The following is a 26,167-nucleotide window of genomic DNA, read 5'->3' on the forward strand; positions in this document are numbered from 1 at the left end:
CCTCCTGGATCGGCTGGGGATTTTCAAATATGAATTTGATTGCATATCTGCACGTTTTTGCATGCAATTGTTTTCGCGGCTTTTCCACAGATTTCTTAAAATACTCTGTAATATACTTTCAATGAGAGTTTCCACGAGAAGCCGTCAGTTGGCATGTTGTTGCTTGCAATTTAGTAACGAATATAGATAGGGGGTGTACTCGGTGACCGAAAAATTCTCGAAAATCGCACTCAGGATGAAATCCAACGTCATTAGGGAGCTTCTAAAGGTTACTTCAAAACCAGGTATGATTTCTTTTGGAGGAGGCGTACCTGATCCTGACACATTTCCACGTTTTGAAATGGCTGAAATATCTAAAGAGATTCTAGAAAACGAATACAAGCTCACTCTTCAGTACGGATCAACAGAGGGGGACCCTATACTCAGGGAAGAGTATATATCTTTACTAAAGAGAGAGAGTGGAATAGAAGGAATCGACGTTGACAACCTGCTCGTTACAGTGGGCTCTCAAAGTGCGCTCGATCTGATTAGCAAGATCTTACTGGATGAAGATAGCATATATTTCGTCTCTAAGCCTGTTTACCTGGGGGCGGCTAGCGCCTTTTCTCTCAGATCAGATCGCCATGTGTACATGTCATTGCGCGAAGACGGTGCAGATATTGATGAAGTTGAACAAAACCTCCAGGAGATAGAGAACAGAGGTGAACTCAACAAGGTTAAGTTTATCTACACCATTTCGAATTTCCACAATCCAGCTGGAGTAACGATGAGTCTTGAAAAGAGAAAGAGACTTGTTGAAATTGCAAATAAGTACGATGTTCTCATAGTTGAGGATGATCCTTACGGTGACTTGCGGTATGAGGGCAAACCAATCGATCCGATCTTCAAGATCGGGGGTCAGGAAAGGGTATTGCTGCTGAAGACATTCAGCAAGATACTGTCACCCGGACTAAGACTTGGCATTGTGGTTGGTAATAAGACTATTGTGAAGAAAATGGTAACTGCAAAGCAGGCTACTGATCTCTGTACTCCTAGTCTCACACAGCGAATAGCTGCGAGATATCTTCAGAGATATGACTTGCTCTCCCAAATAGAACCTACGATAGCCCTTTATAGAGAGAAAAAGGACCTAATGCTTGCTGAGCTGGAAAGAAGCTTTGGGAGTATGGAAGGGTTCCACTGGACCAAACCGGAAGGTGGTCTATTCATATGGTTCACTCTGCCCGAGGGATTCGATACGGCAGAAATGCTTGAAAGAGGAAAGGCAGCAAACATACTCTTTGTCCCGGGAGAGGCCTTCTCGTTGGACAACACATGCAATAATTCGATGCGATTGTCCTTCTGTCTTCCTCCCAGAGAAGATATTATAGAAGGGGTAAGAAGGCTGAAGAAGATCGTTGTGGAGTACGGCAAAGAGAAGAATCTTCTCTAAAGGAGTGGAAAGATGAAGATCCTTGCTATAAACCCCGGCTCAACTTCAACAAAGATAGCTGTTTTCAATGACGAAGAGGAGATTGTTAGAGGTTCGATTCAGCACTTCTCGTCTCGGAATGATCGAAGTCAAGACATTCAAGATAGAGCAGAGGAAATCCTATCCTTCCTAAAAGAAAGCAGTATTTCTTTCGATTTTGACGCCATTGCCTGTAGAGGAGGCATATTGCCACCTATGGAAAGCGGTACATATCTGGTAAACGATAAGATGGTAGATTTTCTCCTTCATCGCTCGGCAATTGATCACCCATCGAATCTTGCGGCTCCCATAGGTTTAAGGCTCTCTGAAGGGAAGATTCCCGTGTTTATAACAGATCCAATCTCCGTCGACGAGTTGTGCGAAGAGGCTCGTTTGTCAGGCCTTCCTCAACTTCCAAGAGTCTCTAGACTTCATGCGCTTAACATGAAAGCTGCCGCGAGACAAATAGCCTTTGATCTTGGGAGAGATGTCCAAAATCTCAATCTGGTAATCGCCCATCTGGGCGGAGGTATCTCTGTTGGCCTGCAGTTGAGAGGGAAGATGGTGGATGTCAACAACGCAACCGATGAGGGACCTTTCAGCCCAAACAGAACTGGGGAGCTTCCAGTAGGTGATGTAGTGGAAAAATGCTTCTCGGGAGAATACTCGGAAAGGGAGCTTCTCAACAGATACTTAAAATTCGGCGGACTTCTCGCCTATCTTGGAACCGACGATCTAAGAAAGGCGCTGGAATTTGCAAAAGAAGATGACGACGCAGCTCTAGTTGTAGACGCAATGGCTTATCAGATTGGGAAAGAGATCGGAGGAATGGTTGCTGTAGCTGGTGGTTCGATCGACGCAATTGTTTTGACCGGTGGGATGGCATACAATACTGAATTCGTCCAAAAGATTAAAGAATACATTGGGAAGTTCGCGCTGGTAGTCATAGAACCTGGCGAAAACGAGCTTCTTTCTCTTGCTCTAGGAGCAAAGAGAGTACTGGAAGGAACTGAAAAGGCAAGAACTTTTGATCCGGAGGTGGCGATGTGATTCCACATCTCTCACAACTCATAGATCAAGCTAAGAATAACCCAAAGACAGTTGCCATTGCAGCAGCTGAGGACTCAATAGTTCTGGCCGCGGCTAAAGAGGCTGCAGAGCATGGCATTGCATCGTTCATTCTATTTGGTCAAAAAAAGAAAATCGAGGAAATAAACAATGAGCTTAGCTTTTCTGAAGGCTTTACAATAGTCCACTGTTCCACAAAAATCGAATCAATTGAAAAGGCAGTAAAGGCCGTTTCCTTAAAAGATGCAGAGATTCTTATGAAGGGCAATGTCAAGACCGGGGAACTTCTAGGCATCTATTTGAAAGATGAGTTTGGTCTCAAAACCGGAAGAACAATGAATCTAGTAACTGTTTTCGAGATAAAGAGATACCACAAGCTGCTACTTGTAACAGATGCAGGTATGGTTATCGCTCCTGATCTCAATCAAAAAGCCGATTCAATAATCAACTCGGTTTCTGTTGCGCGAGCGCTGGAAAACAAAAGACCGAAGGTTGCAGTTCTCGCGGCAATAGAGACTGTCAACCCAAAAATGCCCGCAACTATTGAGGCCGCGATTCTTTCACAGATGGCAAGGAGGGGGCAGCTTGGATCTGTCGATGTTGATGGCCCTTTTGCTCTAGACAACGCTATCTCACGTGAAGCTGCAGAGCACAAGGGGATTTCCAGTTCAGTGGCGGGCGATGCAGATATCTTGATAATGCCCGACATCGAAGCAGGTAATATCTTCTATAAAGCCATGGCATTTCTTTCTGAATGTCAATTAGCAAGCACTATAGTTGGGGGGAAAGCTCCGATAATACTCACTTCGCGTGCAGATTCAGCGGAAACTAAGTTGTACTCGATAGCTCTAAACGTCCTTCTTGCGGGAGTGATATGATGTCGGTTGTCTTGGTTATCAACCCCGGCTCGACTTCAACAAAATTGGCTCTATTCAGAGATTCAGAGATGATCGGTGAGCATACGATCAGACACTCGCCTGACGAACTGAGTAAATTTCCTTCATTATATGAGCAGCGTGAATTCAGAAAGGCCTTAATTGTAAGGTTCTTGGAATCAGTGAAGCACCCGCTCTCGGAAATCGATGCAATCATCGGGAGAGGTGGGATGCTCCGCCCTCTCGAAGGTGGTACATACGCGGTAAACGAAGAAATGATAGAAGACCTTAGATTGGCAAAATACGGTGAACATGCGTCTAATCTTGGAGCAATACTGGCAAACGAGCTTTCACTCGAAAGCGGAAAGGGAATCCCGGCTTACATAGCCGATCCGGTTGTAGTAGATGAAATGGAACCAGTCGCAAAATTTTCGGGACATCCGGACTATACGAGGAGATCGATATTTCACGCTTTGAATCAGAAAGCAGTTGCAAGGGAAGTAGCATCAAGGTATGGAAAGAAATATGAAGAGATGAATTTCGTTGTAGTTCATATGGGCGGGGGGATTTCCATCGGTGCTCACAGAAGGGGAAGGGTGGTCGATGTAAACAACGCTCTAAATGGAGACGGGCCGTTCAGCCCGGAAAGAGCGGGGACTCTCCCTCTCACTGGTTTGATAAAGCTATGTTTCTCTAATGAATATACCAAGGATGAAATCAGAAAATTAATAAAGGGAAAAGGCGGCCTCATGGCTTATACGGGGACCAGTGACTGTCAGAAAGTTCAGCAAGCAATACTAGACGGAGATCGGGAATCTGAACTAGCTTATAAGGCAATGGCATACCAGATTGTTAAGTGGGTAGGAAGAATGGCAGCAGCACTATCCGGCGAAGTGGATGCGATAATAATAACCGGCGGAATAGCTTATGATAGTAGATTTATGGTTCCGTGGTTGACAGAGAAACTGAGCTTTATCGCACCCATAAACGTTGTTCCAGGTGGAAACGAAGAGCTATCTCTTGCCGTCGCGTGTTTGAGAGTACTTGAAGGAAGCGAGAAAGCAAAACAATACAGGGGGAAATCGTGAACTTCACTAAAAAGATCCTTATCTTCATGGGGATGTTTGGAAGCGGAAAGACGGAAATTGCGCTTAACGTATCCAGGCTACTCACAAAAAAGGGAGAACGGGTCGCGCTTGCAGACATTGATACTGTAAGCCCATACTATAGATCTCGCGATATGAGAGACTCGTTTGAACAGCTCGGAATAAAGATCATCGCTCCAAAAGGAAAATTGGCAAACGCGGATTTGCCAATAATTCCTCCGGAGATTTTCGGCTATGTAGAGAACCCAGAGTTCAGGGTTGTCCTTGACGTTGGAGGAAGTGATGACGGTGCCGTCGTCCTATCCTCACTGAGCTCAAGGCTTCCGTATGACAACTGTGAAACATTTTACGTGTTAAATCGTTTTAGGCCATTCAATGACACCGTAGAGAACGCCGCTTCTCACTTTTTCAGACTTCAAGAAAAGTCGAGGATGAAAATCAACTACCTTGTGAACAACACCAACATTGGTCCCGAAACGATCTCAGAGACGATCGACAAGGGTGAGGAGTTCGTGAAACAACTGTCCGAAAAAGTTTCTGTTCCTGTAGCTTTCACGGTTGTCATGAATGGCTTGAATAGAGAACCGCGCTTGTTTGAGCAGCTTGAAATTAAGAAATATATGTTGAATCCATGGGAGGTAGAACAATGAGCAAAAACTTCGTGAAGATTGACGAAGAGCGTTGCAAAGGCTGCGGCCTATGCATCAACTTCTGCCCGAAGAAAGTACTGAGCTTTTCGGACAAATTCAACAGCAAAGGATATCGTCCTGCTCAGCTGCATGATCTCGAAAACTGTATCGGATGCGGATTCTGTTATATGATGTGTCCAGATGCAGCAATAACCGTCTTCAAAGAAACGGCCGAGGTATAGGGGGGAGATTATGGCTGAAAAGATTATGGTAAAAGGGAATGAGGCAATGGCTGAAGCTGCAGTAAGAGCCGGTTGTAGATTGTATTTTGGCTATCCCATTACCCCACAGTCGGAATTTACAGAATACATGGCGAGAAGGATGCCAGAAGTCGATGGCGTCTTCCTTCAATCCGAGAGTGAAGTTGCTGCAGTAAATATGGTCTACGGCGCCGCATGTACGGGTCACAGGGTTATGACATCCACATCCAGTCCGGGTTTTAGTTTAATGCAGGAAGGTGTTTCTTACATTGCCGGGGCGAAGTTGCCGGCTGTGTTTGTAAATGTTGTCAGAGGTGGCCCTGGACTTGGTGATATCCAGCCTGCCCAGAGCGATTACTTCCAGTCCACCAAAGGCGGAGGTCACGGCGATTACCACTTGATTGTTCTAGCGCCGGGGAGTATTCAGGAAGCTGTTGATCTCATGGAAACTGCTTTCAGACTAGCGGACAATTACAGAGTCCCGGTTATGATGCTTGCCGACGGAATGCTTGGTCAGATGATGGAGCCAGTTGTCTTCCCAGAGTTTGTCAAACTCGAGGAAATCAACGATCATTCAAGCTGGGCGTTAAGAGGCGCTGATGGAAGAGAACCTCATAAAGTTACTTCTTTCGATATCGATCCCGTTAGACTCGAAGAGATGAATACTGAAACACACAAGGTCTACGAAAAGATTAGATCAAAAGAAATCCGTTTCGAGACTCATGACCTTGAAGATGCCGATTATATTCTTGTTGGATATGGAACTATGGGAAGGATTCTTGGAAGCGTTGTTAAGACGGCAAGAAAACAGGGCATAAAAGTTGGACTTTTCAGACCGGTCTCTCTTTGGCCCTTTCCATATGATGAGCTGAAAAAGGCCGCAAGGGGAAAGAAGTTCTGCACAGTTGTAGAGATGTCAACGGGTCAAATGGTAGAGGATGTTCGTCTTTCAGTTGAGGGAAGCTTACCAGTGCATTTCTACGGAAGAACTGGCGGAATGGTCCCGACACCTGACGAAGTCTTCAGGGAACTCGTCAGACTTATAGGATGAGGTGATTATATGGAAAAAGCGACATACAAGAAACCCAAATCGCTTGCTGAGAAGGAATTTTCCTATTGCCCAGGATGTCACCACGGCATTATTCATAGACTCGTAGCGGAAGTCATCGATGAACTGGATATTCAGGGAAAGACTCTTATGGTTGCTCCAGTTGGATGTTCAGTTTTCGCGTACGAGTTCTTCGATATTGACGGTACGGTTGCCCCCCACGGAAGAGCTCCGGCAGTTGCAACTGGAATGAAACGGGCAATGCCGGAGAAAATGGTCTTCACTTACCAGGGCGACGGAGATCTCGCCGCAATTGGAACGGCTGAGATCATTCACGCCGCAAACAGAGGTGAAAAGATCACAACGATCTTCGTTAACAATGCGATATATGGAATGACGGGAGGTCAGATGGCCCCTACTTCCCTCCTTGGAATGAAGACGACAACTTCACCGTACGGAAGAAAAGCTGAGACTGAGGGTTTCCCAATTCATGTCTCGGAGTTACTAAAAGAGACCGCAGGAATAGTCTATCTCGAAAGAGTTTCCGTAAGCTCGCCTCAAGAAGTAATTAAGGCGAAGGCTGCAATAAAGAAGGCGTTCATTGCGCAGAAGAAGGGCCTGGGATTCTCGTTGGTCGAAGTTCTATCAACCTGTCCCACAAATTGGGGGCTTGACCCGATAGAGTCCATCAAATGGCTAAACGAAAACATGAAAAAAGAATACCCAGAAGGTGTATTTGTCGACAAGGTCGGTGATATTAGATGAGTGAACATCTTCTGATAGCAGCGGGATTTGGCGGACAGGGAGTTATGTTGATCGGACAGATTCTGGCAACGGCTGGGATGTTCGACAACAAGCACACAACCTGGCTACCCTCATACGGCCCCGAGATGCGTGGAGGGACGGCCAACTGTACCGTAGTTGTAAGTGATGAACCTATCGCCTCTCCGATAACAAACACGCCAAATGAATTGATTATTATGAATATTCCCTCTCTCATAAAGTTTGAGAAAGAGATCCAGTCTGATGGACTGATGGTGATAAACACGTCGGTTGTTGACAGAGATACGATTAGAGATGACATCTCCATAATAAAAGTAGATGCTAACGCTATCGCTGAGAAGTTGGGCAATCTGAAAGTAGCCAATATGGTTGTTCTTGGAGCATATCTCCAAAAGACGGGCGCAGTTACTCTTGAAGGTGTAAAAAAAGCGCTAGAAGAGAAACTTACCGGAAGTAAAGCTGCTCTTGTAAACCTGAACATTAAGGCAATTGAAGAAGGGATGAAATCAGTAAGCTGAACTCGTATAATGGGGCGTACCTTCGGGTACGTCCTTGTTACGCTGATATGCTCGCTCACGTGATTCAAATACTTAGAGCGCTGGTTCCCAAACTGGATGTATAATCTTGGCAAGGTATTCTATGGAGGACTGAAATGGAACTTGAAAATTTCTGGACAGCGCTTTTTCTAACTTCTTTTGCGGGCCTTTCCACTGGAATCGGTAGTATTCTTGCAATTTTCACAAAGAAAACCAATACGAAATTTCTTTCAGTTTCACTAGGCTTCTCGGCCGGGATAATGATATACGTATCGTTCGTGGAGATCTTTGTCAAGAGTGGTGAATCTCTCCAGAAGGCTATGGGAGATGGCATAAGCAACTGGGTCAATGTGATTGCTTTTTTTGGAGGCATAGGTGTTATTGCACTGATTGACTTTCTCGTGCCTAAGGCAGAGAATCCTCACGAAATGAGAGACGTCGACGAAATGGAAGCAAGCAGTAAGACTCTCTTGAGAATGGGCGTCTTCGTTGCCCTCGCAATTGCCATTCATAATTTTCCAGAGGGGCTAGCAACATTTCTAGCTGCCTTAGAGGAGCCTTCTCTTGGAATTCCGATAGCGTTTGCCATAGCTATTCATAACATTCCAGAGGGAATAGCTGTAGCTGTTCCGATATACCATGCAACGGGTAGCAGAAAAAAAGCCTTCTTGTATTCGTTTCTCTCCGGTCTTGCAGAACCTGCAGGCGCTTTGATCGGCTTCTCTTTGATTAACATTCTGTTCAACGAGATCGCGTTTGGCGTTATATTTGCCGGTGTCGCGGGAATCATGGTTTACATTTCTCTTGATGAGCTTTTGCCTTCGGCAGAGAAGTATGGTAAACACCATCTGTCGATCTCGGGATTGATAGCGGGGATGGGTCTTATGGCAATAAGCTTGCTACTACTGTAAATTGCCAATCATATAACTACATCTGGCTATTCTATGTGAAACTGCTTGACGCGGTTTTGTGGTCGCTCTGTGATTCGCTCGGTTCAATAAGTGTTACAATAATATGCGAAATTCCCAAGCTTTGGAGGTGCTTCGTTTGAACTGGTTAAACAAAGTGGAAGTTCGGTCAAGTACGGCCTGCGACCTTCTTCACGGTATGTTCAGATTGAACAACAACGACAGATTCCTCGAGCTCTTCGCTTCTCCGCAGTTCAAGGGAAAGTTTGAACCTTACAGGAACATACAGACCTGGGTAACAGAAACAAGGGAATTATTGACCTCCGATATTGTAGAAAAACTGAAGGAGTTTTTCGACTGGGAAACATTTCTTGGAATGTGCCTTCTTCCAGATATTACCCATTCAAATCTCGAGAGTGCCAGTCAGTTGATCGAATTTGTTCAAGAGATGCCTGAAAGAGTTCTTTTAATTCACTTCATCTATTCGGGTTATGGACCTCGAATGGGCACTATCGATATGGATGCTTTCGACAAAATTATGAAGAATGATAGAGATATGCTTCTCTTCGTATCTAACGATATGTCATTTTCGATCGAAAGGAAGGCTATCCTATTTGAAATGTTGTCTCACCCTGAAAGAACAAAGGAGGATCTACTTTACTTACTGGAGTGGTTCTACGAAAACGTGTTCTCGACAATAGAACCTAGAATAGCAAAGATTCATTCAAAAGCGGTCAATGAAATCGAAAGGGAAATTAGTGATTCAGGTGAGAAATTTCTTAGGGCAATTATAAAAAACATCGACTACACTCGTAATGAAGTACTTGAGAGGACCGTTATCTGTCCCAGTTATTTCTCGGAATTCCTTATTTCAAACGCCAGTATCCCTTTTGTAAAAGAAGATATGTACACCATCGGCTTTCGCTTCAAAGAAGTAATGGCAATTCCTAAAGAGGCCCTGGAAATAACAGCGGAAACCTTCGATGCCCTTGCACACGAAAAGAGATTGGCGATAATAAGATACCTCTCGGCGGGACGATCTTCTGGGAACGAGTTGGCGAGAGCGCTTAACCTTTCCAACTATGAGGTGGGGGAACATATAGGTATCCTTCGCGAAGCCGGTATGGTGTTAGCCGAAAAAGCGAACCAGGTAACGTATTTCACACTCGACAAAGCAATCGTGAGGCAAGAAATCTCTAGGGCACTTGAAGATCTTCTTGAATCGAGCTAAGACTAATGATCTTCGTTCAGCTTACGATGCATTATCTCTATCTCGAGCAAGCGGAGCTTCCTGAATGACTTTTCATCTTTTTGGTTCTTGAGAAGCTGTAGAGCAACCTTGGCACCGATCGATGCAAGACTCCCCAGAGTCTTCCCCGTTGTATACCATTGTTTCAACGGAGTCTCTTTGAGAATTATTTCAACCGGTGTCACCGATTCCCCCTTCATTACAACACTATGTGGCCTAAAGCTCTTCTGCTGCCTATCGAGCTTTTTCTCGAGGTTATCGCACATCTTCTTTATGCTGCTCAGTGAAACCAGACTCTCAACCGAATAGCCAGACACAACCCTCGATTTTAGAGAAAAATCATATAATTCTAGAGCATCTCTAAGATCTGCTTTTTCTTCAGCTGCTTCTCTTCTTTCATTTTGAAAGCTGGAATGAAGTTGAATGCCCCGATTCTTAAGTTGAATACGTTTCTCATCGCTCATACTTCTAACGCATCCTTTTCCGTTTCCGTCATGATTCTTGTAACTTCGAACTTCAGATCTTCGTCTATGAGAGAAAAGATATAACCATAAACATAATTAAAATACTGCATGGTAGGGCCATCAAAATACGAAGTGTTGAGAGATCCAATTCTCTCTTTAAGAATCACGGGAAGAGAACTCCCACTTTTGGACAGCTCCTTTTCGTTTTCGGAGAATTCATCAATAAGCTTTTTCAATCTCTCTACAGCCTTCCTATTATACCTGGCGTATCTTGCGCTTCTAAGAGATTCGACTTTTTCTTCAGCCATCCTGTAGAACCCGTTCTTCACTTCTCGATACCTCTCGTTCTGACCTTCATCTAGAATAGATAAGTCGAGCCCGGTCTCCAGTCTTGCCGCATTGTTCATTTCATCCCTTATAGCCATTTCATCATTTGAAGCCCTAATTCCTTCCAAAACACTTTCAAGCTCTTTCAGAATCTCCTCATTACGCTCGTACCGCTTACGCTCGAGCTCCATATCCCTTTCCTTTCTCAGAGAGTAGAACTCCTGCTGAGCTTGAACAAGCCTCTTTGAATACTCAGTGACAACTCCTATGGAATTTGTGCTAGAAGCAGCCCCAAACTCCTTCAATAGTCTTTCCCCTCGAAGAAAGACTTCCTCCACTTCCTTCTCGCTCTTAGCATCTCTTAGATCGGAAAACACTTTGTCCATCGCAAGCTTGAAGAACTCCAGATTCTCCGGAAACTTGCTTGTCGCAGCACCGAGGACAAGCCTGCTTTCGAAGTCCTGATTGCGTTGCTGTAGTTCCTTCAAGCGACGCAGATAATCCTCAGGACCCGGCTCCTTTCGAAACTTGATTGCGTAGGGACCTAGAAAGATACCTCCCTCTCTCAATATCAACCTGTATGCAACATAGCCAAGCAAAATCGCCACGACTATCAGCAGAAAAAGCATAGGAATCCCTCCTGTAACATACCTTCAAATAGGATAATACCATTTTTCGATTGTAAGCGGTTCAAACAAGTACTGACAACCACCGACGCTTTTTATGAATACGAGCTGCAACAGTAGGGACACTCGCGAAAAACCGTCCGATCATTTACCGTGTGTAAGCTTTTCGGGATTTCTTTGCCATTTTGCGAGGAAACTGCCTGAAAGGGCCGTTATCACTGGCTCTGGAATATATCTTATCATGAGATAAAGAACACCCATGTTGATAATCCAGTAAGCAAACCAGAATCTTTCCATGATCTCTATTGGGTCGCCAATCAAATCGAAGAGAGGATAAACGAGAAACCCCGCTGCGATGTGGTAGCCAAGAACAAAAAGCGTTCTCCTGCCAAATAGCGACAGAACATTCCTCACAGCCTTGCTTTTCTGCAGAATCTGAGAGAGTCCGGAAACGGCGATTATTCCAATAAGGGCAGCAATAACGTAAAGGAATGGCAAAGTGCCGAAATAGTCCTCCATCAGGTAAACTTCATTACAAAAGGCAGAAGTAATTATATAAAGGCTACAGGCTAATGCGGTGAAAAGAAATGAAAGCCTTTTTGAAAAAAGATCGCGGGATCTCACAAACTTACCCAACGCAAAATAAGGAAGGACGGCAAGCGCTACATCGAGTTTGAATGGAAGCGATCCATAAAAAAAGTACATGGAAACAAAACCTATGGTGATCCCAACAATCAGTATTCTAAGCCTTCTCAGAAGCGAGTAGTATATTTCCATGACAAAGACGGCGGGGAGAAACCATAGAGGAATTATGTTCAAAGGAATAATGCCAACCGCCGTCCTAACAGTTAAGACGTTTGCTATCACAGACCCCAAAGTGAAATTCATCTCTTGCCTCGGCACTATTGCTTTTGCTATAAGCCAAATAGCGGTATTTGCTAAAGCCATGGTGTAGTACGGAATCATGATCTGTTTGAATCTCTTAGATATACTATCTTTCAGCGGTATATCCCTAGATATAAGCCCGGAAAGAAAAAAGAAGGTGCATGCTGCAGGGTTAATGAGATTAGCAGCGATCTGCGGAGGGAGCGTATGGTACATAACGACCAGCGCCATCAAAAAGCCTCTGGCAACATCTATCCAGACAACTCTTTCATCACTAGAAGTGAGGCCCTCAATCCGACGTCTCGACAAGAATAAACACCCCGCACAAAATCTCATAGTCAGTATAACACAGGCGATATGGATTCATTCAAGGTACTTCTCTTTAGATGCGTGACACGGTTATCGGAAGCCAATCAGTGGCTATCATTTTCCGAAATATCCCCTGTCTTCCTTAATATTGGAGAGAAACAAAAGAAAGGTTAACTGACCCGGTTACAACAATTCCAAAGTCACACAATGCTGAATTATAACGCCGCCATTGATATACTTATCTATATAAGGAATTCGCGGAGTTGAAACTTAGTAAAGCAATACGAATAGTTCTCGAAATAAAAATCCACGAGTTTAGCGGCCATCTGGCAGGAGGTGTGATATATGAAAAAGATCATTCTGATGACGGTAGTGGTTATTTCATGTATAACATTCGCTCAACAATTCGACGAGTTGTTCAACAACCTTTTGTTGAAGAGCGAAGACTTCGTATCTTTTTCAGGAGCGGGTTTCGATGCTCGTTTCGTTCCAACTTATGCTGCTACCGATTCCGAAATTAGATTTTCGGATGGTCAAAATCTGTTGGGCATACTCGTTGTCAGGTCTACCAGAGTGATGGATATCGAAATCAACAACGTTGTAATAATCAACAGTGAAGACGACTCTAGAGTGGCTTTCAAAATCTATAAAGTGGAAGATCTCACCTCTCCCGTGGAACTACCGTTTTCTTTGCCTTCTGGAGGAGTTCTTGTACTCACATCAGAGACACCTCTGCAAGACTACTTCATGGACATAAGAATCCAGCAGATTCTGCTTCCCTGGAGAGTTAAGACATCTGAGCCCGACAAAGTAGTGGAGATGGCTCCAGTAACTTTGGAGGAGACAGCTTCGGAAGTTGACGTGGAAGGAAACGACAACTACGATTCTCTAACCGTTAGCATTTCCGATTTGAACGATAGACTCGACTTCTTGCAGGACAATGTGGAGGGACTTAATCTTCAATTCAGGAGACTGAACACTCTCTTTCTTGACACACAGGTTGCACTTGCCGAATACAAAGCTGCGGTTGATGAAGGCGCTTTTGACACCGAAGAGTTCGCGATGACTATAGAAAACAGATTGACCGCTCTTGAAGAAACCGTTGTTGATAATCCCATTACCAGGATCGAGTTTGAAGAACTAAGCGAATCGCTTGATCGCTTGTACTCATCATTAGCAGAATGGAGCGACGAGATTTCGAAAATCGAGACACTGGAAGCTTCTCAGACCGGCCTTCAGTTATCTATAGAGAATCTGGAGAACACGGTTAAGAGTCTGCGCGAGATCATACCTCAACAATCCGATTCCGAAGATATTGTTTCGATCAACGATAAGATCGGCGAGATTACTACGTCGTTATCAGCTGCTGAAAACGAACTGCAAGAAATGAAAAGTTTTATCGGGTTGCAGTCGGAAGAAATCAGCACAGTCAGGAATGAGCTTGGAGATGCACTTGACAGTCTGACAGCTCGTTTGAACTTTGTAGAGCTCTCTGCGAAGACTAGCAGCGAAAGCATCGGCACAAACAATGAGCTGCTCGCCGAAATAACTGCTGAAGTCGATGCACTGTCCGACTACGTGTCAGAACAGGCCCTCTCTCAGATGGAGAAGTTTAGATCACTATCCGAGGCTTTCTCAGACATTGAGAAGAGGGTAATCGCCGCAGAAACTTCTCTGTCTGATTTTGAAGAGATCAAGGCCAGGCTTTCCGCTTCGGAATCTGCAACTCGCATTCTCTCTGACAGAATAAGTTCACTAGAAGTCTTTTATTCTTCAGCAGAAGATATTATCCCAATACTCGAGGAAAAGGTCGGAAATCTCGAAACCAGTGTCTTTGGAACAGGCAAGATAAATATGGATGAACTTGAAACTGAGATACTCCAGCTCAGGGAAATTGCCGACAGTTTGTCACGGGGCTTTGTAAAATTCAACTCCGAGCTGATAACCTTGAGAGAATCTATTCCTCCCGAAGGAGTATCGATCGAAACCTTCGAAAATTCCATAAATGAGTTATCCGACGCCATCATAAATATCAACGCAGACCTCTCCGAAATAAGGAGTTCAGTAGCTGAGCTGGAACTTTCACTAGGGGTTCTTGAAGACTCTCTTGTCGGAGTATCTGTGGGTCTTGACAGCATGAAGGGAAATTTCGACGGCTCCGTTGCAGCAATAGATAGCAACCTGAAGGCGATTCAAAAGATCGAGGATGACTTGCTGCTTACCCAAGAGGATCTTGCAAAGACCAGAGATCAGCTGTCAACTCTGACGAAAGAACTAGAAAAAACACTGGTCACCCGGGAGGAAATTATCACAATAACTGAAGAAGCAGTAAAACAATCTAGAGAAGCCACGGCGCAAGAGATCTCTTCACTGAGAAGAACAAATAACATCTGGTTGACTGTGGCAGTAATTTCCTCTCTGGCAGCTATCGTGCTGGGAGTGGTAAATATCCTTCCTTAACGGGAAGGGTTTCGCGAGAATGAAACTGAAAAGAGAAATCCTTATTATTGCCACTTCTTGTGTCTTGCTATGCCCGACAAATTTCTCTGCTTATTCATTGTCGGAGATTGGAGAACTTGCAGAGCTTCTTAAGCAATTATTTCTGGCCTCAAGAACGGCCAGAGATTTCTCTCTTGAGAGTCTCAAAGTCGATACCGAAGAATTCCCTGCAGTTGACTTTGTGGTTAAAGAGGATGTCGTTTATTCGGAAGTTGATGGAGAGATACTCACAATGGATGTTTACTATCCTGCCAGAACTACTGCTCCAAGACCTGCAATACTGTATGTTCACGGAGGCGCCTGGATTACTGGAGACAAAAGGAGTGGACCCGGCGTAGTAGTTACCGGTGAGCTTATAAGAGCCGGATTCATCGTATTCTCCATCGACTACCGGCTCGCCCCCAAATGGAAGTTCCCATCGCAGGTCATTGACGTAAAAACGGCAATTCGATTTGTAAGAGAAAATTCCACCGAATTACTGATTGATCCTGAAGCAATCGGAGGCTTCGGAACAAGCGCCGGTGCACATCTTGTAACGCTTGCTGCATTGACGGCAAATACCGGCATGTTTTCTGAAGACAAATACTCAGGTCAGGATGAAAATCTTTTCTGTGTCGCTGATCTCTACGGACCCACCGATCTTGAAGCCCTATTCGAAGGTATTGAGAGAGAGGTAGCGGAGTTGATCTTTGGGAATGAAGAGGGAATACTTAGAAAGGCGAGTCCAATCAACTATGTAAATAAAGATTCCCCACCATTTCTGATAGTTCAGGGTGATAGCGATCTTGTCGTACCGGTCGATCAATCGAAACGCTTCTTCGAAGAGCTCACTGCTGCCGGATGCTATAGCAAACTGGTGGTGGTAGAAAACGCCGGGCACGGGTTGGTGCCCGACGGAGGAGAAATCAAACCTTCACTTATAGATGTCGCAAAAATAGTTGTCGGCTTCTTTCAAAGGCAAATGATTATCCAACAATCTCGGATAAATCTTCTTCTACGGTTCTAATAGGCTTTATATCGAAGTTTTCCACAAGAACTTTCAGAACATTCGGTGAAATGAAAGCTGGCAGTACCGGACCTAAACGAATCCCCTTTACTCCCATATATAGAAGCGCAAGGAGTACAGCTACCGCCTTTTGCTCGTACCAGGCAATATCATACTCGATTGGGAGATCATTTATATCCTCCAGACCGAAAGCCTCTTTAAGCTTCAAGGCAGTCACAACCAACGAGTATGAATCGTTGCACTGCCCTGCGTCTACTACTCTGGGAATGCCTCCTATGTCGCCCAGATCTAGCATGTTATACCTGTATTTTGCACAACCCGCGGTTAATATTACCATGTCTTTAGGCAGCCTCTCGGCCAGGTCCGTGTAGTACTGTCTCTTTTTAGCATGTCCATCGCAACCGCCCATTACCACAAACTTCTTAATTGCACCTGTTTTCACTGCATCAATTATCTTATCGGAGACCTTTGACAGCTGATCGTGGGCCAGCCCAACAACGATTTTCTTGCCTGGTCTAGCTCCGATATCGCCTATTTCAAGAGCCTTTTCGATGATCGGCGTGAAATCCTTCTCTTTCCCGTCAACTCTGTTTGGGATGTGCGATACCTCGGGCCATCCGACAAGACCAGTAGTAAATATCTTGTCCTTATAAGATTCCCTCGGCCTCTGAATACAATTCGTGGTCATTAGAATGGGACCCTTGAATTCTTCGAATTCCTTCTGCTGATTGTACCAGGACGTTCCGAAATTGCCTCTGAGGTGAGAGAACTTTTTCAGTCCGGGATAACCATTCGCAGGAAGCATTTCACCATGAGTATATATATTTATTCCCTTTCCCTCGGTCTGTTTCAGGAGCTCTTCTAGATCAAGAAGATCGTGCCCACTAACCAATATCCCCGGTCCTTCATACGTGCCGGTATAGACTGACGTGATTTCCGGGTTTCCATAGCTGCCGGTGTTTGCTTCGTCCAGTAAAGCCATTGCCTTAACTGCATACTCGCCCGCTTTCAAAACTAGCGCAACGTAGTCTTCAGCTGTCAATGAGTCGTTAAGACAGGAAGCGAGCGCCTCCTGAAGAAAGTCTAGTATAGAATTGTCAGAGTGCTTTAGGATATAGGCGTGATCTGTGTATGCTGCAATTCCTTTTAGGCCGTAGGTGAGAAGCTCCCTCAACGAACGAATATCTTCATCCTGCGTATCAAGAACACCCACTTGAGCACCTTTGGCCTTATAAGACTCCACTCCACGTGATGACTCCCAAGTGCATGCTTCAGGCATCGGTTCGCTGAATTCCTTTCCTTTCTCTTTTCTGTAAGCCTCTTTGAAGATTCTTTCGATTCGTCTTCTTACATTGAGGGCCCTGTCAATCTTCTTACCCAGACTCTCGGGATCAAAATCCACATTTGTAATCGTTGTGAAGAGGCCTTCAGCAACATAAAGACCGGTTTCAGAATCTTTCACTCCCATTTCTTGCGCTTTGACGCCCCACAAGGAAATCCCTTTCAAAATCCATATCAGAAGATCCTGGAGATCGGCTACTTCCGGTTCCTTTCCGCAGATACCTTGGACAGTGCAGCCAGTACCCTTCATCGATTCAGAACACTGAAAACAAAACAATCTAATCCCTCCTTTACTGACAGTAATTATCTTACAGACGCCCAGAGGGAGAATCGGTAACATATGTTACACAGGAGATCGATCAATAATATGTGTACACCCTTGAGTAAATAAATTCTTCGGGAGCGCTTGAGCTATCCAGGAACTCAATTCTCCTAAGTTCCCGAACAGGGTTGCCTTGTTCGTCCGTGAGGAGTATATCGATTCGACTTCTGAACTCCGAAGCCTGTTCCCTGCCTTCCCTTCTAACCCTAACTACTGTCTTCTCGCCCACCAAATGTCCATTGGAATCATAAGTGAATGTGCTTTCCACTACTATGTTAACCTCCATATCTAGTTCAGAAACGTTTTCTCGAATGAGGGAATACCTCTCTGATTTTCTTCCGTTCTCATCGAAGAAGAGAGTATTCGTTGAAACGCCAGTTTCGGTTTCAACAGAAAAGATCAGAGTTCTTTCTTCGCTGTTAATCCAGTAGCGAGTTCTTTCGAGTTCAATACCTGAATCGTCAAAGGCCACGGCATCGTAGTGATCATCTTCATAGAGCACTTCAACCCTCTGGAAAACTGTACCGTCTCGGTTGATGAAGTCCTTTCTTCTCAGTCTGCCGGAGTCGTCATAGAAGTATTCTATCTTCACTTCTTCAGTCTCCCTCGAGATTAGAAAACCCTTTTCATTAAAGGTCAGCGTCTCCGGATCGGAAATCAATAGTTCTGCTCCTAACTTTGCTATCTCTATCTGTACAGTATGTACCTTTCCAGAAAAACCAAACTGTAAAGCAGACAGATCTTCCTCCATAAAAACGGCAAAAAGCGAGCTTAGAAGCACAAAGAAAGACAGTGCAATCACGAATACTTTTCTCATACTCTCGCCTCACTCACTCGAAAATAGAATCTAAGACAATCATAACAAATACTGATCTAGCCGGAATGAAAAACCGGCAGTGCCTGCAAAGTTTCTATTAAATGTCAATTCTTCTGATATACTGAGAGTGATGATGAACAAGCTTCTCACGGGGTGATCACTGTGACTTTCAAAGAACTGTCTGAGCGAAGTGGTATTAGGTACGAAACGGTACGAAACTATGTGAAAGTCTTAATAGAAGAAGGTCTTATCGACGAAGTAAGCGAAGAAGTTGTCGAGATCGTCAAGAAGATGCCTGACTACACTTCTCAAGGGCTCACAGTAGTCGAAGCAGCACACAGAGCGGTTAGTGGCGAGCAAAAAGATAGCCGCACATCTACCGAGACTCTGAAGCTTAAAGAGAGAATCGCATGTCTTGAAGAAGAAAACAAATTGCTGAAGGCTGAACTTGACAAAGAAAGAGCTCCGACAAAACAGCTTGAGGAGAAAATTCAATCTCTTGAAGGCGGTCAGACTAGTTCATCTGGAATAGCAGTTTACAGGGAAGAGGCAAAGACTGCTGCAGAAGCACTCAAAACCGCGATAAAATCCGCTGGAAGCGGGTTTGTTCAGTTCCTTCAGTGGCTATTTGGCGCAGAAGCCGAAAAAGTTGAAGAGAAATCAGAAAAGTAGCGCATTATGTTATCGTTGTGAAACAAATTCAGGAGACGCTTAGAATGTCTCCTGAATATTGTGGGTAATACTCTCTATAAACTAGAAATCAAGCGTCGCTAGAATCCCGGTGTACCACTCTGCCCACATAACCGCTTCTTCGTAGTCTGCCAATCCCAGAAGGACAAAGTATTCTCGGGGGCCAAAGAACTCAGCATCATGTGATTCAGAATAGAGGGCCATCCAGCAGAGCTTTCCCGAAAAGTCGAGAGCATAGACGTTCACTACGGACTCTCGATCCACATAACCAGTATAGCTATCCACCAACTCATAGTCACCGAAACTACCTAGGTACTGATAGACGTATTGATTTAGCACGTCGCCTGTGGAAGCTGACTCTTCCGACTCACCAACGAAGATCTTGCCTACGACTGTGCCCTGAAATCCCAGATCGGCCACTTCGAAGTAGTCTGCCAGATAGAAGGCCACGGAAAACTCCGGTGGCATCATGAACCCGAAGTAATCACCTTCAACTTCTATCCAGTCGTCGATATATATATCGAGGTCTTCTTCGCTCAGCAACGATTCAACCATCCTGACGAAAATATCTGTGTGCTCCTCTTTCTCAGAAGGCAATGCAATGACTTCTTCTTTCTCTTCAGGTTCTTCTTCAGCCGAGATAAGGCTCCCCACGATTCCGGCAATTATCTCCTTAGCTTTGTCAAGCTCGCTTCCTGAATAATTAAGGGGCTCAAAAACACACATTGTAACTGCACCGGGCTCAGTTATCTCTGCCTCTTCCGATGGAGAGTAAACAACTACGAATGGATAATCGACTTCCGGTCTGATTTTGAGAGAAACAAGGTAAGCAATCCGTCCGTCATCCAGTTCAACAGTCTCCTCGTAGCTACTCTCAGTTGTTGCGCCTTCTCCATAGAGAGAACCTACAACGGCACTAATCAGCTCTGACCTGGCGTAAGACTCGAGCTGATACAAAAATAGCCTTCCAAAAAGAAGCTCTTCCTTGTCAAAAATCTGCACATCGTAGTTTAGACCGGTCTTCTCCTGAAAGATTGAGAAATCCTGGGGAATCATTATCTCTGTAGACCCTATCATCTCCACTTTCCAGGAGGGATCGTCGGGAGACGTCCATCCTTCTCTGAAGGAAACAAGCAGAGGATCAATGGTTCTCAGAGAAAGTGTATTCAACTCCTCACTATCGGGTACAATTTCTCCCGTTTCCGACGCATCGGCAGTCTCAGTTGGTTCTGGAGTCAGGGTTCTCAGTCCGAGCTGCCCAAAAAGTCCGACAGCAAATATTACAGTCAGTGCGATGAGCAAGAGTTTCTTCATTATTACACCTCCTGATTCTTCTAGACTCGGATATCGAAACTGGTTCAGAAGAATTGTACTACCAGGAGAAGCTTTATGATACTTTTGTCGAGTGACTCTCCAGAAATTCAGGCCGTCCTGTCAAACCCTTTTGAAGAATAGTAGAATCTCATTCCTACATACTCAAGCGCCTTTCTCAAGGCCGAGTTTATTGAATAAGTTCTCGAGCCCATGTGAGGATCAATTCCCTGTACCCGTTTCAAATAATCTGAGAAGACTGGAATCTCAAGCCCTGAAGAAAATTTCTCGGTGAACCTTTCAACAGAAAGCGGATAGCCCGTTTTTACGTATTTGCAGATCACCGGGGCCACCCGACCCAACCTATCGATTACTCCTGAGAAGCCAAAGAGCCTGCAAATTAGTGGCCTAAAAGCATATTCGGTGCAACCACCTTCATTTCTAATCTCTCCAGAACCTTCGAAGAGAATGCAGCGATCACTGTCAGGAACATCTTCTAGCCTTCGAAGTAAGTCGTCTGCTCTACCCTCGTTCCAGAGTCTCAGCGAAAGAGGAAGAAACTCTGTAATTGTCACCTGAATGGAGTCACCGGATGTCTTACAACACTCTCTACATGAAGGCAGGCATCTTAAACCAGTCTCTATCTGAATATCTCTAATTGTTCTACAGGCATCGTCGTAAATTTCTAGAACCTCAGAAGCCTTTTGATACAGATCATCAAACGATAAACCGCTCATCAAAGGTATTACCTCCTGCAAACATACTGAGAAGATCATCCCACCTTGCAGCGAACGAATCAATTCGTCGAAAGTAAATTCTCCATGGATATACCGCGATCGAGAGGTGAATTTATTCCGTCAGAAAGAAGCAAACTTGTTGACATTTTGATTGTAATTTCCTTTGTTGTTCACAGATTTTGAAATCCACAATTCAGTGAACTATGGACCTTAACTGACAACCGGAGACTTCGTCTTTTTCGGCAGTTAGTTTCGAAGGCATTTCAAAGACTTTTGACAGAACTCCAAGAAGAAGTACGTATAATCATGATCTCTAAAGAGGAGAGTAGAAAGCCGCTCAGTATACAATTGTTTTGTCTCGATAACAAAGGAATCGATCTCAAGAATCACTGGTTGACATACAGATAATGAAGTCCAAATCTAACTCAAAGGGAGGTGTTCTTAATCTCCTTCATCTCGACTTCGAGTAGATTTTATTTTGATGCATTAACTCTCTCTTGAGTAGATTTAATTATGATGCATTACGGGAATAATCGATCTGAAAGAATGAAAATAACGTTCAAGCAATGCAAATAGATTTCTCAGTGCTTCAAAAAGAAGCGAGCAACCAATTATGATTGCTCGCCTTACTCTCAGAGGGTGAAGATTACTTTTCCGCCGAAATTATCGCCCAGTTCACCAGCCTTTCAAGATACTCCTGATTTGAAGGTTCTGGAAGAGGGTTCTTCTTGTCGATTATGTATTCTTCAAGCGACCTGAAGTCTGCTATGCCTTCGGTGATCTCCTTGCCTACACCCGATTGATAACTACTGTATCTGTCTTTCAAGAGACTTTCCAGGGTACCTTCGTCGATTAGTTTGGCTGCCGCCTTCAATCCCAGAGCAAATGTGTCCATGCCGGCAATGTGTCCGATAAATAGATCCCGCTCATCATAAGAACCTCTTCTCACCTTTGCATCGAAATTCAAGCCTCCAGGATTTAATCCTCCGTTCTTGATTATCTCGTACATCCCAAGGGTCGTCGAATAGAGATCGGTTGGAAATTGATCTGTATCCCACCCCAGAAGAGGGTCACCTTGATTGGCATCAACACTTCCAAGCAAATCGTTGATTCTTGCAAACCTTAGTTCATGCTGGAAGGTATGACCTGCGAGGGTCGCATGGTTTGCTTCAACATTGAACTTAAAATTCTCTTCTAGACCGAATTTTCTTAAGAAGGCCAGTGCATTCGCAACATCAAAATCATATTGATGCTTGGTCGGTTCCATGGGCTTGGGCTCTATTAGGAACTGCCCAGAAAAACCTATCTCTTTAGCGTAATCTGCTGCCATGTGGAAGAATCTTGCAAGATTTTCCAGTTCTAGACGCATATCAGTGTTGAGTAGAGTCTCGTATCCTTCCCTTCCACCCCAGAAGACGTAATTCTTCCCACCAAGTTCCTTGGTAACCTCGATTGCCTTTTTCACCTGGGCAGCAGCGTACGCAAAGACGTCCGCATCACATGATGTCGCCGCTCCATGCATAAACCTTGGACTCGAGAAGAGATTTGCCGTTCCCCATAGTATACCGACATTACTCGTCCTCAAATGATCGGAAATATGTCTCACAATTTCGTCTAGATTCTTGTTTGTCTCTCTGAGAGTCTCTCCTTCAGGAGCTATGTCTCGATCGTGGAAACAGAAGAAGTCGATACTCAGCTTCTCACAGAGTTCGAAGACGGCATCAACTTTCAACTTTGCTAGAGCAATGGGATCCTTGATGGAATCCCAGCTTCTTCTCATTGTGGGCTTCCCAAACATATCAAGCCCATCACCCTGAAAGGTGTGCCAGAAGGCAACCGCGAATCGAAGATACTCTTTCATGGTCTTCCCCATGAACTCTTCTTCTGGATTGTAGAAGCTGAAGGCCATTGGATCTTTGTTATCCGGGCCCTTATACTGGATCTTTTCTATCTTGTCGAAGACACTCATTCCCCTTCCTCCTTTCATTTCGTGATACTTTCCTGCACCTTGCTTATCTTCTTGTAGCTGTCTCTTATTTTTGGATACAACTCTTTGTAAATTGAGAAAACATTGTCATAAACCGCCCTGAAATCCCCGTTCGGTCTGAATTCTTTCTTCATCCTTATCCATGATGAAGTGCCTATGCCAAGAGCTTCTGCAGCCAAGCGAGCCGAACCGTAAGCTGCCCCTTCATCTACTTCCGGGAGCCAAATCGTCTTGCCGAGATTGTCGGCAACGATCTGACACCACGTTTCGCTCCTTGAACCGCCTCCAACAATTCTGACGTTATTCATCTCTGATCCGAGACTCTCGATCAGCTCTGCCCCTTCTCTGAGAGCAAAGCCCACTCCTTCATATATGCTCCGGAATACATCGCCCCTGCTGTGAAAAGAGGAAAAGCCGAAAAGCGTTCCTCTTGCGCTGGGATCACGATGAGGCGTTCGCTCACCATTCAAGTACGGCAAGAAAACCACTCCATTTGATCCTGAGGGCGTCTGTTTAACCATCTCTTCAAGTGATTCAAAAGAAAGGTCGTTTCCAAATCTATCTTTAAACCAGTTTAGCGAATTCGTCGCTGAGAGAATTACCGCCATATGGTAGAAATCCCTACCCGTGACATGTCTAAAAAGATGAATTCCGCCAGATCTATCTGGTATCCCCTGTTTAGTCAAGGCTACCACTGTACCGGAGGTCCCGATGCTTATCATTGCGTCTCCCGTCTTCTCGACACCGCAACCATAAGCCGACGAAGCATTATCTGCTCCTCCGTTAACTACCGGAATGCCTTCTAGCTCCGAAAGGGAGGGCGAACTTACTGTCCCCACGATCGTACCTGACCCGATCAATTCGGGATATGAACGAGGATCAATACCGATTATTTCTGGAATTCTCTCATCGAATTCCCCTTCAATATCCAGCATAGAAGTTCCTGAAGCATCGGAGAAGTCAGTTACAACACGTCCCGTCAATTTCATTACGACGTAGTCTTTCGGAAGCATCCATTTCTTGATCTTCTTGAACCTCTCAGGCTCACTCTCTGCCAACCAGAGGATTTTGGGAAGCGTGAATCCTGTCAGTACTGGATTTCCGAAACTTCCTATTACTTTTTCTTCTCCTCCCAACAAGTCCGTAACTTTTGCACACTGGCTTTCAGTTCTCTGATCGCACCAAAGGATCGCCGGATAGACAACCTTCCCTTCTGCATCAACGGCAACAAGGGAATGCATTTGACCGCTGACGGAAATTGCCGATGGCAGTCGACCTCCCTTTGCAACTAGATCTCTCAAAACAACGCAAACTGCGTCCCACCAAATCTCTGGATGCTGCTGTGCCCAACCGGGCTTCGGGGTTTCCATAGGAATAGGTTTTGAAGAAGAAGTCAAGATTTTTCCGCTCTTATCAACCGAGATTCCTTTAACAGAATTTGTTCCTACGTCTATACCGAAAAACGTACCCATGACAAATCTCCTTTATACTAAATCGACCGTCTTACGATCAATTATGTGTAGAGCTGCTCCTATCATTTTCGAGCTTGCCATGCCTTTTTCGTGGAGCATGCTCCTTATTACTTTCACGTTCTGCCCAGTAGCGTATAGAACCCTTGAGTTGACAAAATCGAGCAGATTGCGCAATGATACTTCCGGAAGTATCGAAGCAACTCCGCCAAGAACAACAACTTCCGGATCCAAGGAATTTACGATGTTAACAATTCCTACGCCAAGGCTTCTCTCGATCTCACGAAGAAGTGGTTCATAACTTGCATCTGTTGAGCGCAGACAGTTGAGATACTTCTCATTGTTACTGGTTCCTTTGAGTTCAAGCCCCAACTCAGTTGCTAGATTGACGATGGCTTCAGTAGAGGCGATAGTTTCCCAGCAACCAAAGTTTCCGCAGTAGCATTTCTTGCCGTCAATCTGAACCGTCATGTGGCCAAATTCGCCGGCAGAATAATCGCGCCCTCTATAAATCTGGCCGTCAAACATAACACCGCACCCGATTCCCTCAGATACATAGACGAAGACAATATCTCTTACTGACACTACATCTGGATTGTTCCACTTCTCAGCAATCAACGAGAGATTTGCTTCATTATCAAGAAAAACCGGATACCGTCGAGAGAGCCGTTCTCTGAGTACGAGATCCTTCCATCCGAGATGAGGCACGTATACGATTCTGGAATTCTCCACATCAACGATTCCCGGAACTGACAACGAGTATCCGAGGAATCTGGATTTTGGAATATTTCTCGAAATCAAGGAAGTCTTTTTAGTTAAGAGATCCATGAACTGATCAAAGTCACGTGGAGTTCTAAATCTACTCACAACTGAAACTGAGCCATCAAAGAATCCCTTACCTATAATTGTCTCTTCGACACCAATATCGATGACTACAGACATGAACGCCTTTCTGTTTAGTCTAAGGACGATTGCCTTTCTCCCAATTCGACCGGTCTCTTCTGCTCTCACTTCCTCGCAAAGACCCATTGATAGAAAATCCTTGATTATTTTCGTCACCGTGCTTGGATTCAACCCCGATGCTACTGCAAGATCTCTTCGAGTAGTAGCGGGATTCTTTCTAAGCAACTGAAGAATCAGCTTTCTATTTGATCTTCCAATATTCTCTGAATCCAGCTTTTTACCAACCAAGCTGAAATCCCCCTTTCTACTCTAGCTTACTATTAATAAGAGATTTGATTAAATCTAAACAGAACCGTTTAGAGACAGCTGGTGGGGAATATCGCCCATAAGATGATTCTTCCTAATTTATTTATTGCCGCAAACAATTGAAAGAATCTTCTTCGCCCAGACTCTAAAAAACTTTCCGACCAAGCAGCGAAACTCAAGAATAACGGACAAGTGATTCTTACTTGAGGCCTGGACGGATTTGAATCGCTAGTATGATTCTATCAGCTAAATGAAT

General features: G+C 44.6%; 24 protein-coding genes. 14 read left to right on the plus strand and 10 right to left on the minus strand.

The window, feature by feature from the left end; genetic code table 11:
• The first annotated feature begins 202 nt into the window (after positions 1–202).
• The 11 genes from THEBA_RS06945 (at position 203) to THEBA_RS06995 (ending at position 9,894) form a co-directional block, all read left to right on the plus strand.
• Positions 203–1,432 (plus strand): aminotransferase-like domain-containing protein, encoded by a 1,230-nt coding sequence (locus THEBA_RS06945; protein ID WP_014731007.1) that lies wholly within the window; start codon positions 203–205, stop codon positions 1,430–1,432.
• 12 nt (positions 1,433–1,444) lie between these two features.
• Positions 1,445–2,500 (plus strand): butyrate kinase, encoded by a 1,056-nt coding sequence (buk, locus tag THEBA_RS06950; RefSeq protein WP_014731008.1) that lies wholly within the window; start codon positions 1,445–1,447, stop codon positions 2,498–2,500.
• Positions 2,497–3,396, plus strand: coding sequence for a bifunctional enoyl-CoA hydratase/phosphate acetyltransferase (locus THEBA_RS06955; RefSeq protein WP_014731009.1), 900 nt, complete (start codon positions 2,497–2,499; stop codon positions 3,394–3,396). The genes buk (THEBA_RS06950) and THEBA_RS06955 overlap by 4 nt, the downstream gene beginning before the upstream one ends.
• Positions 3,396–4,481 carry a butyrate kinase gene (gene buk, locus THEBA_RS06960; RefSeq protein ID WP_014731010.1) on the plus strand — a complete coding sequence of 362 codons (1,086 nt, stop codon included), beginning with the start codon at positions 3,396–3,398 and terminating at the stop codon, positions 4,479–4,481. Before THEBA_RS06955 ends, buk (THEBA_RS06960) begins: the two co-directional genes overlap by 1 nt.
• Positions 4,478–5,149 (plus strand): nucleotide-binding protein, encoded by a 672-nt coding sequence (locus tag THEBA_RS06965; protein ID WP_014731011.1) that lies wholly within the window; start codon positions 4,478–4,480, stop codon positions 5,147–5,149. Before buk (THEBA_RS06960) ends, THEBA_RS06965 begins: the two co-directional genes overlap by 4 nt.
• The gene (locus THEBA_RS06970) at positions 5,146–5,370 is read left to right on the plus strand and encodes a 4Fe-4S dicluster domain-containing protein (protein ID WP_014731012.1); all 225 of its coding nucleotides are present in this window, start codon (positions 5,146–5,148) and stop codon (positions 5,368–5,370) included. Before THEBA_RS06965 ends, THEBA_RS06970 begins: the two co-directional genes overlap by 4 nt.
• 10 nt (positions 5,371–5,380) lie before the next feature.
• A complete protein-coding gene (locus tag THEBA_RS06975) occupies positions 5,381–6,439 on the plus strand; it encodes a 3-methyl-2-oxobutanoate dehydrogenase subunit VorB (RefSeq protein WP_014731013.1) in 1,059 nt (352 codons plus the stop codon).
• A gap of 9 nt (positions 6,440–6,448) precedes the next feature.
• Positions 6,449–7,201, plus strand: a complete 753-nt coding sequence (locus tag THEBA_RS06980; protein WP_014731014.1) for a thiamine pyrophosphate-dependent enzyme — start codon at positions 6,449–6,451, stop codon at positions 7,199–7,201.
• The gene (locus THEBA_RS06985) at positions 7,198–7,737 is read left to right on the plus strand and encodes a 2-oxoacid:acceptor oxidoreductase family protein (RefSeq protein ID WP_014731015.1); all 540 of its coding nucleotides are present in this window, start codon (positions 7,198–7,200) and stop codon (positions 7,735–7,737) included. The genes THEBA_RS06980 and THEBA_RS06985 overlap by 4 nt, the downstream gene beginning before the upstream one ends.
• 134 nt (positions 7,738–7,871) lie before the next feature.
• Entirely contained in the window at positions 7,872–8,666 is a 795-nt protein-coding gene (gene zupT / locus THEBA_RS06990) for a zinc transporter ZupT (RefSeq protein WP_014731016.1), read from the plus strand.
• Between the two features lie 127 nt (positions 8,667–8,793).
• The gene (locus THEBA_RS06995) at positions 8,794–9,894 is read left to right on the plus strand and encodes an ArsR/SmtB family transcription factor (protein WP_236609248.1); all 1,101 of its coding nucleotides are present in this window, start codon (positions 8,794–8,796) and stop codon (positions 9,892–9,894) included.
• Between the two features lie 2 nt (positions 9,895–9,896).
• Here THEBA_RS06995 and THEBA_RS07000 read toward each other — a convergent pair whose 3' ends face one another.
• The 3 genes from THEBA_RS07000 to THEBA_RS07010 form a co-directional block, all read right to left on the minus strand.
• Positions 9,897–10,376, minus strand: coding sequence for a hypothetical protein (locus THEBA_RS07000; protein WP_014731018.1), 480 nt, complete (start codon positions 10,374–10,376; stop codon positions 9,897–9,899).
• Positions 10,373–11,332 (minus strand): hypothetical protein, encoded by a 960-nt coding sequence (locus THEBA_RS07005; RefSeq protein ID WP_014731019.1) that lies wholly within the window; start codon positions 11,330–11,332, stop codon positions 10,373–10,375. Before THEBA_RS07005 ends, THEBA_RS07000 begins: the two co-directional genes overlap by 4 nt.
• A gap of 141 nt (positions 11,333–11,473) precedes the next feature.
• The gene (locus THEBA_RS07010) at positions 11,474–12,523 is read right to left on the minus strand and encodes an acyltransferase family protein (RefSeq protein ID WP_041928111.1); all 1,050 of its coding nucleotides are present in this window, start codon (positions 12,521–12,523) and stop codon (positions 11,474–11,476) included.
• Positions 12,524–12,868: 345 nt separating this feature from the next.
• Here THEBA_RS07010 and THEBA_RS07015 point away from each other — a divergent pair, with 345 nt between their 5' ends.
• The gene (locus tag THEBA_RS07015) at positions 12,869–14,983 is read left to right on the plus strand and encodes a hypothetical protein (RefSeq protein WP_014731021.1); all 2,115 of its coding nucleotides are present in this window, start codon (positions 12,869–12,871) and stop codon (positions 14,981–14,983) included.
• Between the two features lie 19 nt (positions 14,984–15,002).
• Complete coding sequence (locus THEBA_RS07020) at positions 15,003–16,028, plus strand: alpha/beta hydrolase (RefSeq protein ID WP_014731022.1); 1,026 nt, start codon at positions 15,003–15,005, stop codon at positions 16,026–16,028.
• Here THEBA_RS07020 and hcp read toward each other — a convergent pair.
• Together hcp and THEBA_RS07030 are read right to left on the minus strand one after the other, a co-directional pair.
• Complete coding sequence (gene hcp, locus THEBA_RS07025) at positions 15,988–17,646, minus strand: hydroxylamine reductase (protein WP_014731023.1); 1,659 nt, start codon at positions 17,644–17,646, stop codon at positions 15,988–15,990. The genes THEBA_RS07020 and hcp overlap by 41 nt on opposite strands.
• An 82-nt stretch (positions 17,647–17,728) precedes the next feature.
• Entirely contained in the window at positions 17,729–18,508 is a 780-nt protein-coding gene (locus THEBA_RS07030) for a hypothetical protein (protein WP_006486818.1), read from the minus strand.
• Positions 18,509–18,670: 162 nt separating this feature from the next.
• Between THEBA_RS07030 and THEBA_RS07035 the strand changes: the two genes are divergently transcribed.
• On the plus strand, positions 18,671–19,180 hold the full coding sequence (locus THEBA_RS07035) for a winged helix-turn-helix domain-containing protein (RefSeq protein ID WP_236609228.1): 510 nt from the start codon (positions 18,671–18,673) through the stop codon (positions 19,178–19,180).
• 81 nt (positions 19,181–19,261) lie between these two features.
• Here THEBA_RS07035 and THEBA_RS07040 read toward each other — a convergent pair whose 3' ends face one another.
• The 5 genes from THEBA_RS07040 to THEBA_RS07060 all read right to left on the minus strand — a co-directional run bounded on the left by THEBA_RS07040 (position 19,262) and on the right by THEBA_RS07060 (position 25,893).
• Positions 19,262–20,512, minus strand: coding sequence for a hypothetical protein (locus THEBA_RS07040; protein ID WP_014731025.1), 1,251 nt, complete (start codon positions 20,510–20,512; stop codon positions 19,262–19,264).
• A gap of 107 nt (positions 20,513–20,619) precedes the next feature.
• Positions 20,620–21,246, minus strand: a complete 627-nt coding sequence (locus THEBA_RS07045; RefSeq protein WP_014731026.1) for a YkgJ family cysteine cluster protein — start codon at positions 21,244–21,246, stop codon at positions 20,620–20,622.
• Between the two features lie 646 nt (positions 21,247–21,892).
• Positions 21,893–23,215, minus strand: a complete 1,323-nt coding sequence (gene xylA / locus THEBA_RS07050) for a xylose isomerase (RefSeq protein ID WP_014731027.1) — start codon at positions 23,213–23,215, stop codon at positions 21,893–21,895.
• A gap of 14 nt (positions 23,216–23,229) precedes the next feature.
• On the minus strand, positions 23,230–24,705 hold the full coding sequence (gene xylB / locus THEBA_RS07055; protein ID WP_014731028.1) for a xylulokinase: 1,476 nt from the start codon (positions 24,703–24,705) through the stop codon (positions 23,230–23,232).
• Positions 24,706–24,717: 12 nt separating this feature from the next.
• On the minus strand, positions 24,718–25,893 hold the full coding sequence (locus tag THEBA_RS07060; protein ID WP_014731029.1) for an ROK family transcriptional regulator: 1,176 nt from the start codon (positions 25,891–25,893) through the stop codon (positions 24,718–24,720).
• Positions 25,894–26,167 lie beyond the last annotated feature (274 nt).

Origin of the sequence: Mesotoga prima MesG1.Ag.4.2 (genome assembly GCF_000147715.2) — a bacterium.
In the GTDB taxonomy this organism is placed as follows: Bacteria; Thermotogota; Thermotogae; order Petrotogales; family Kosmotogaceae; genus Mesotoga; species Mesotoga prima.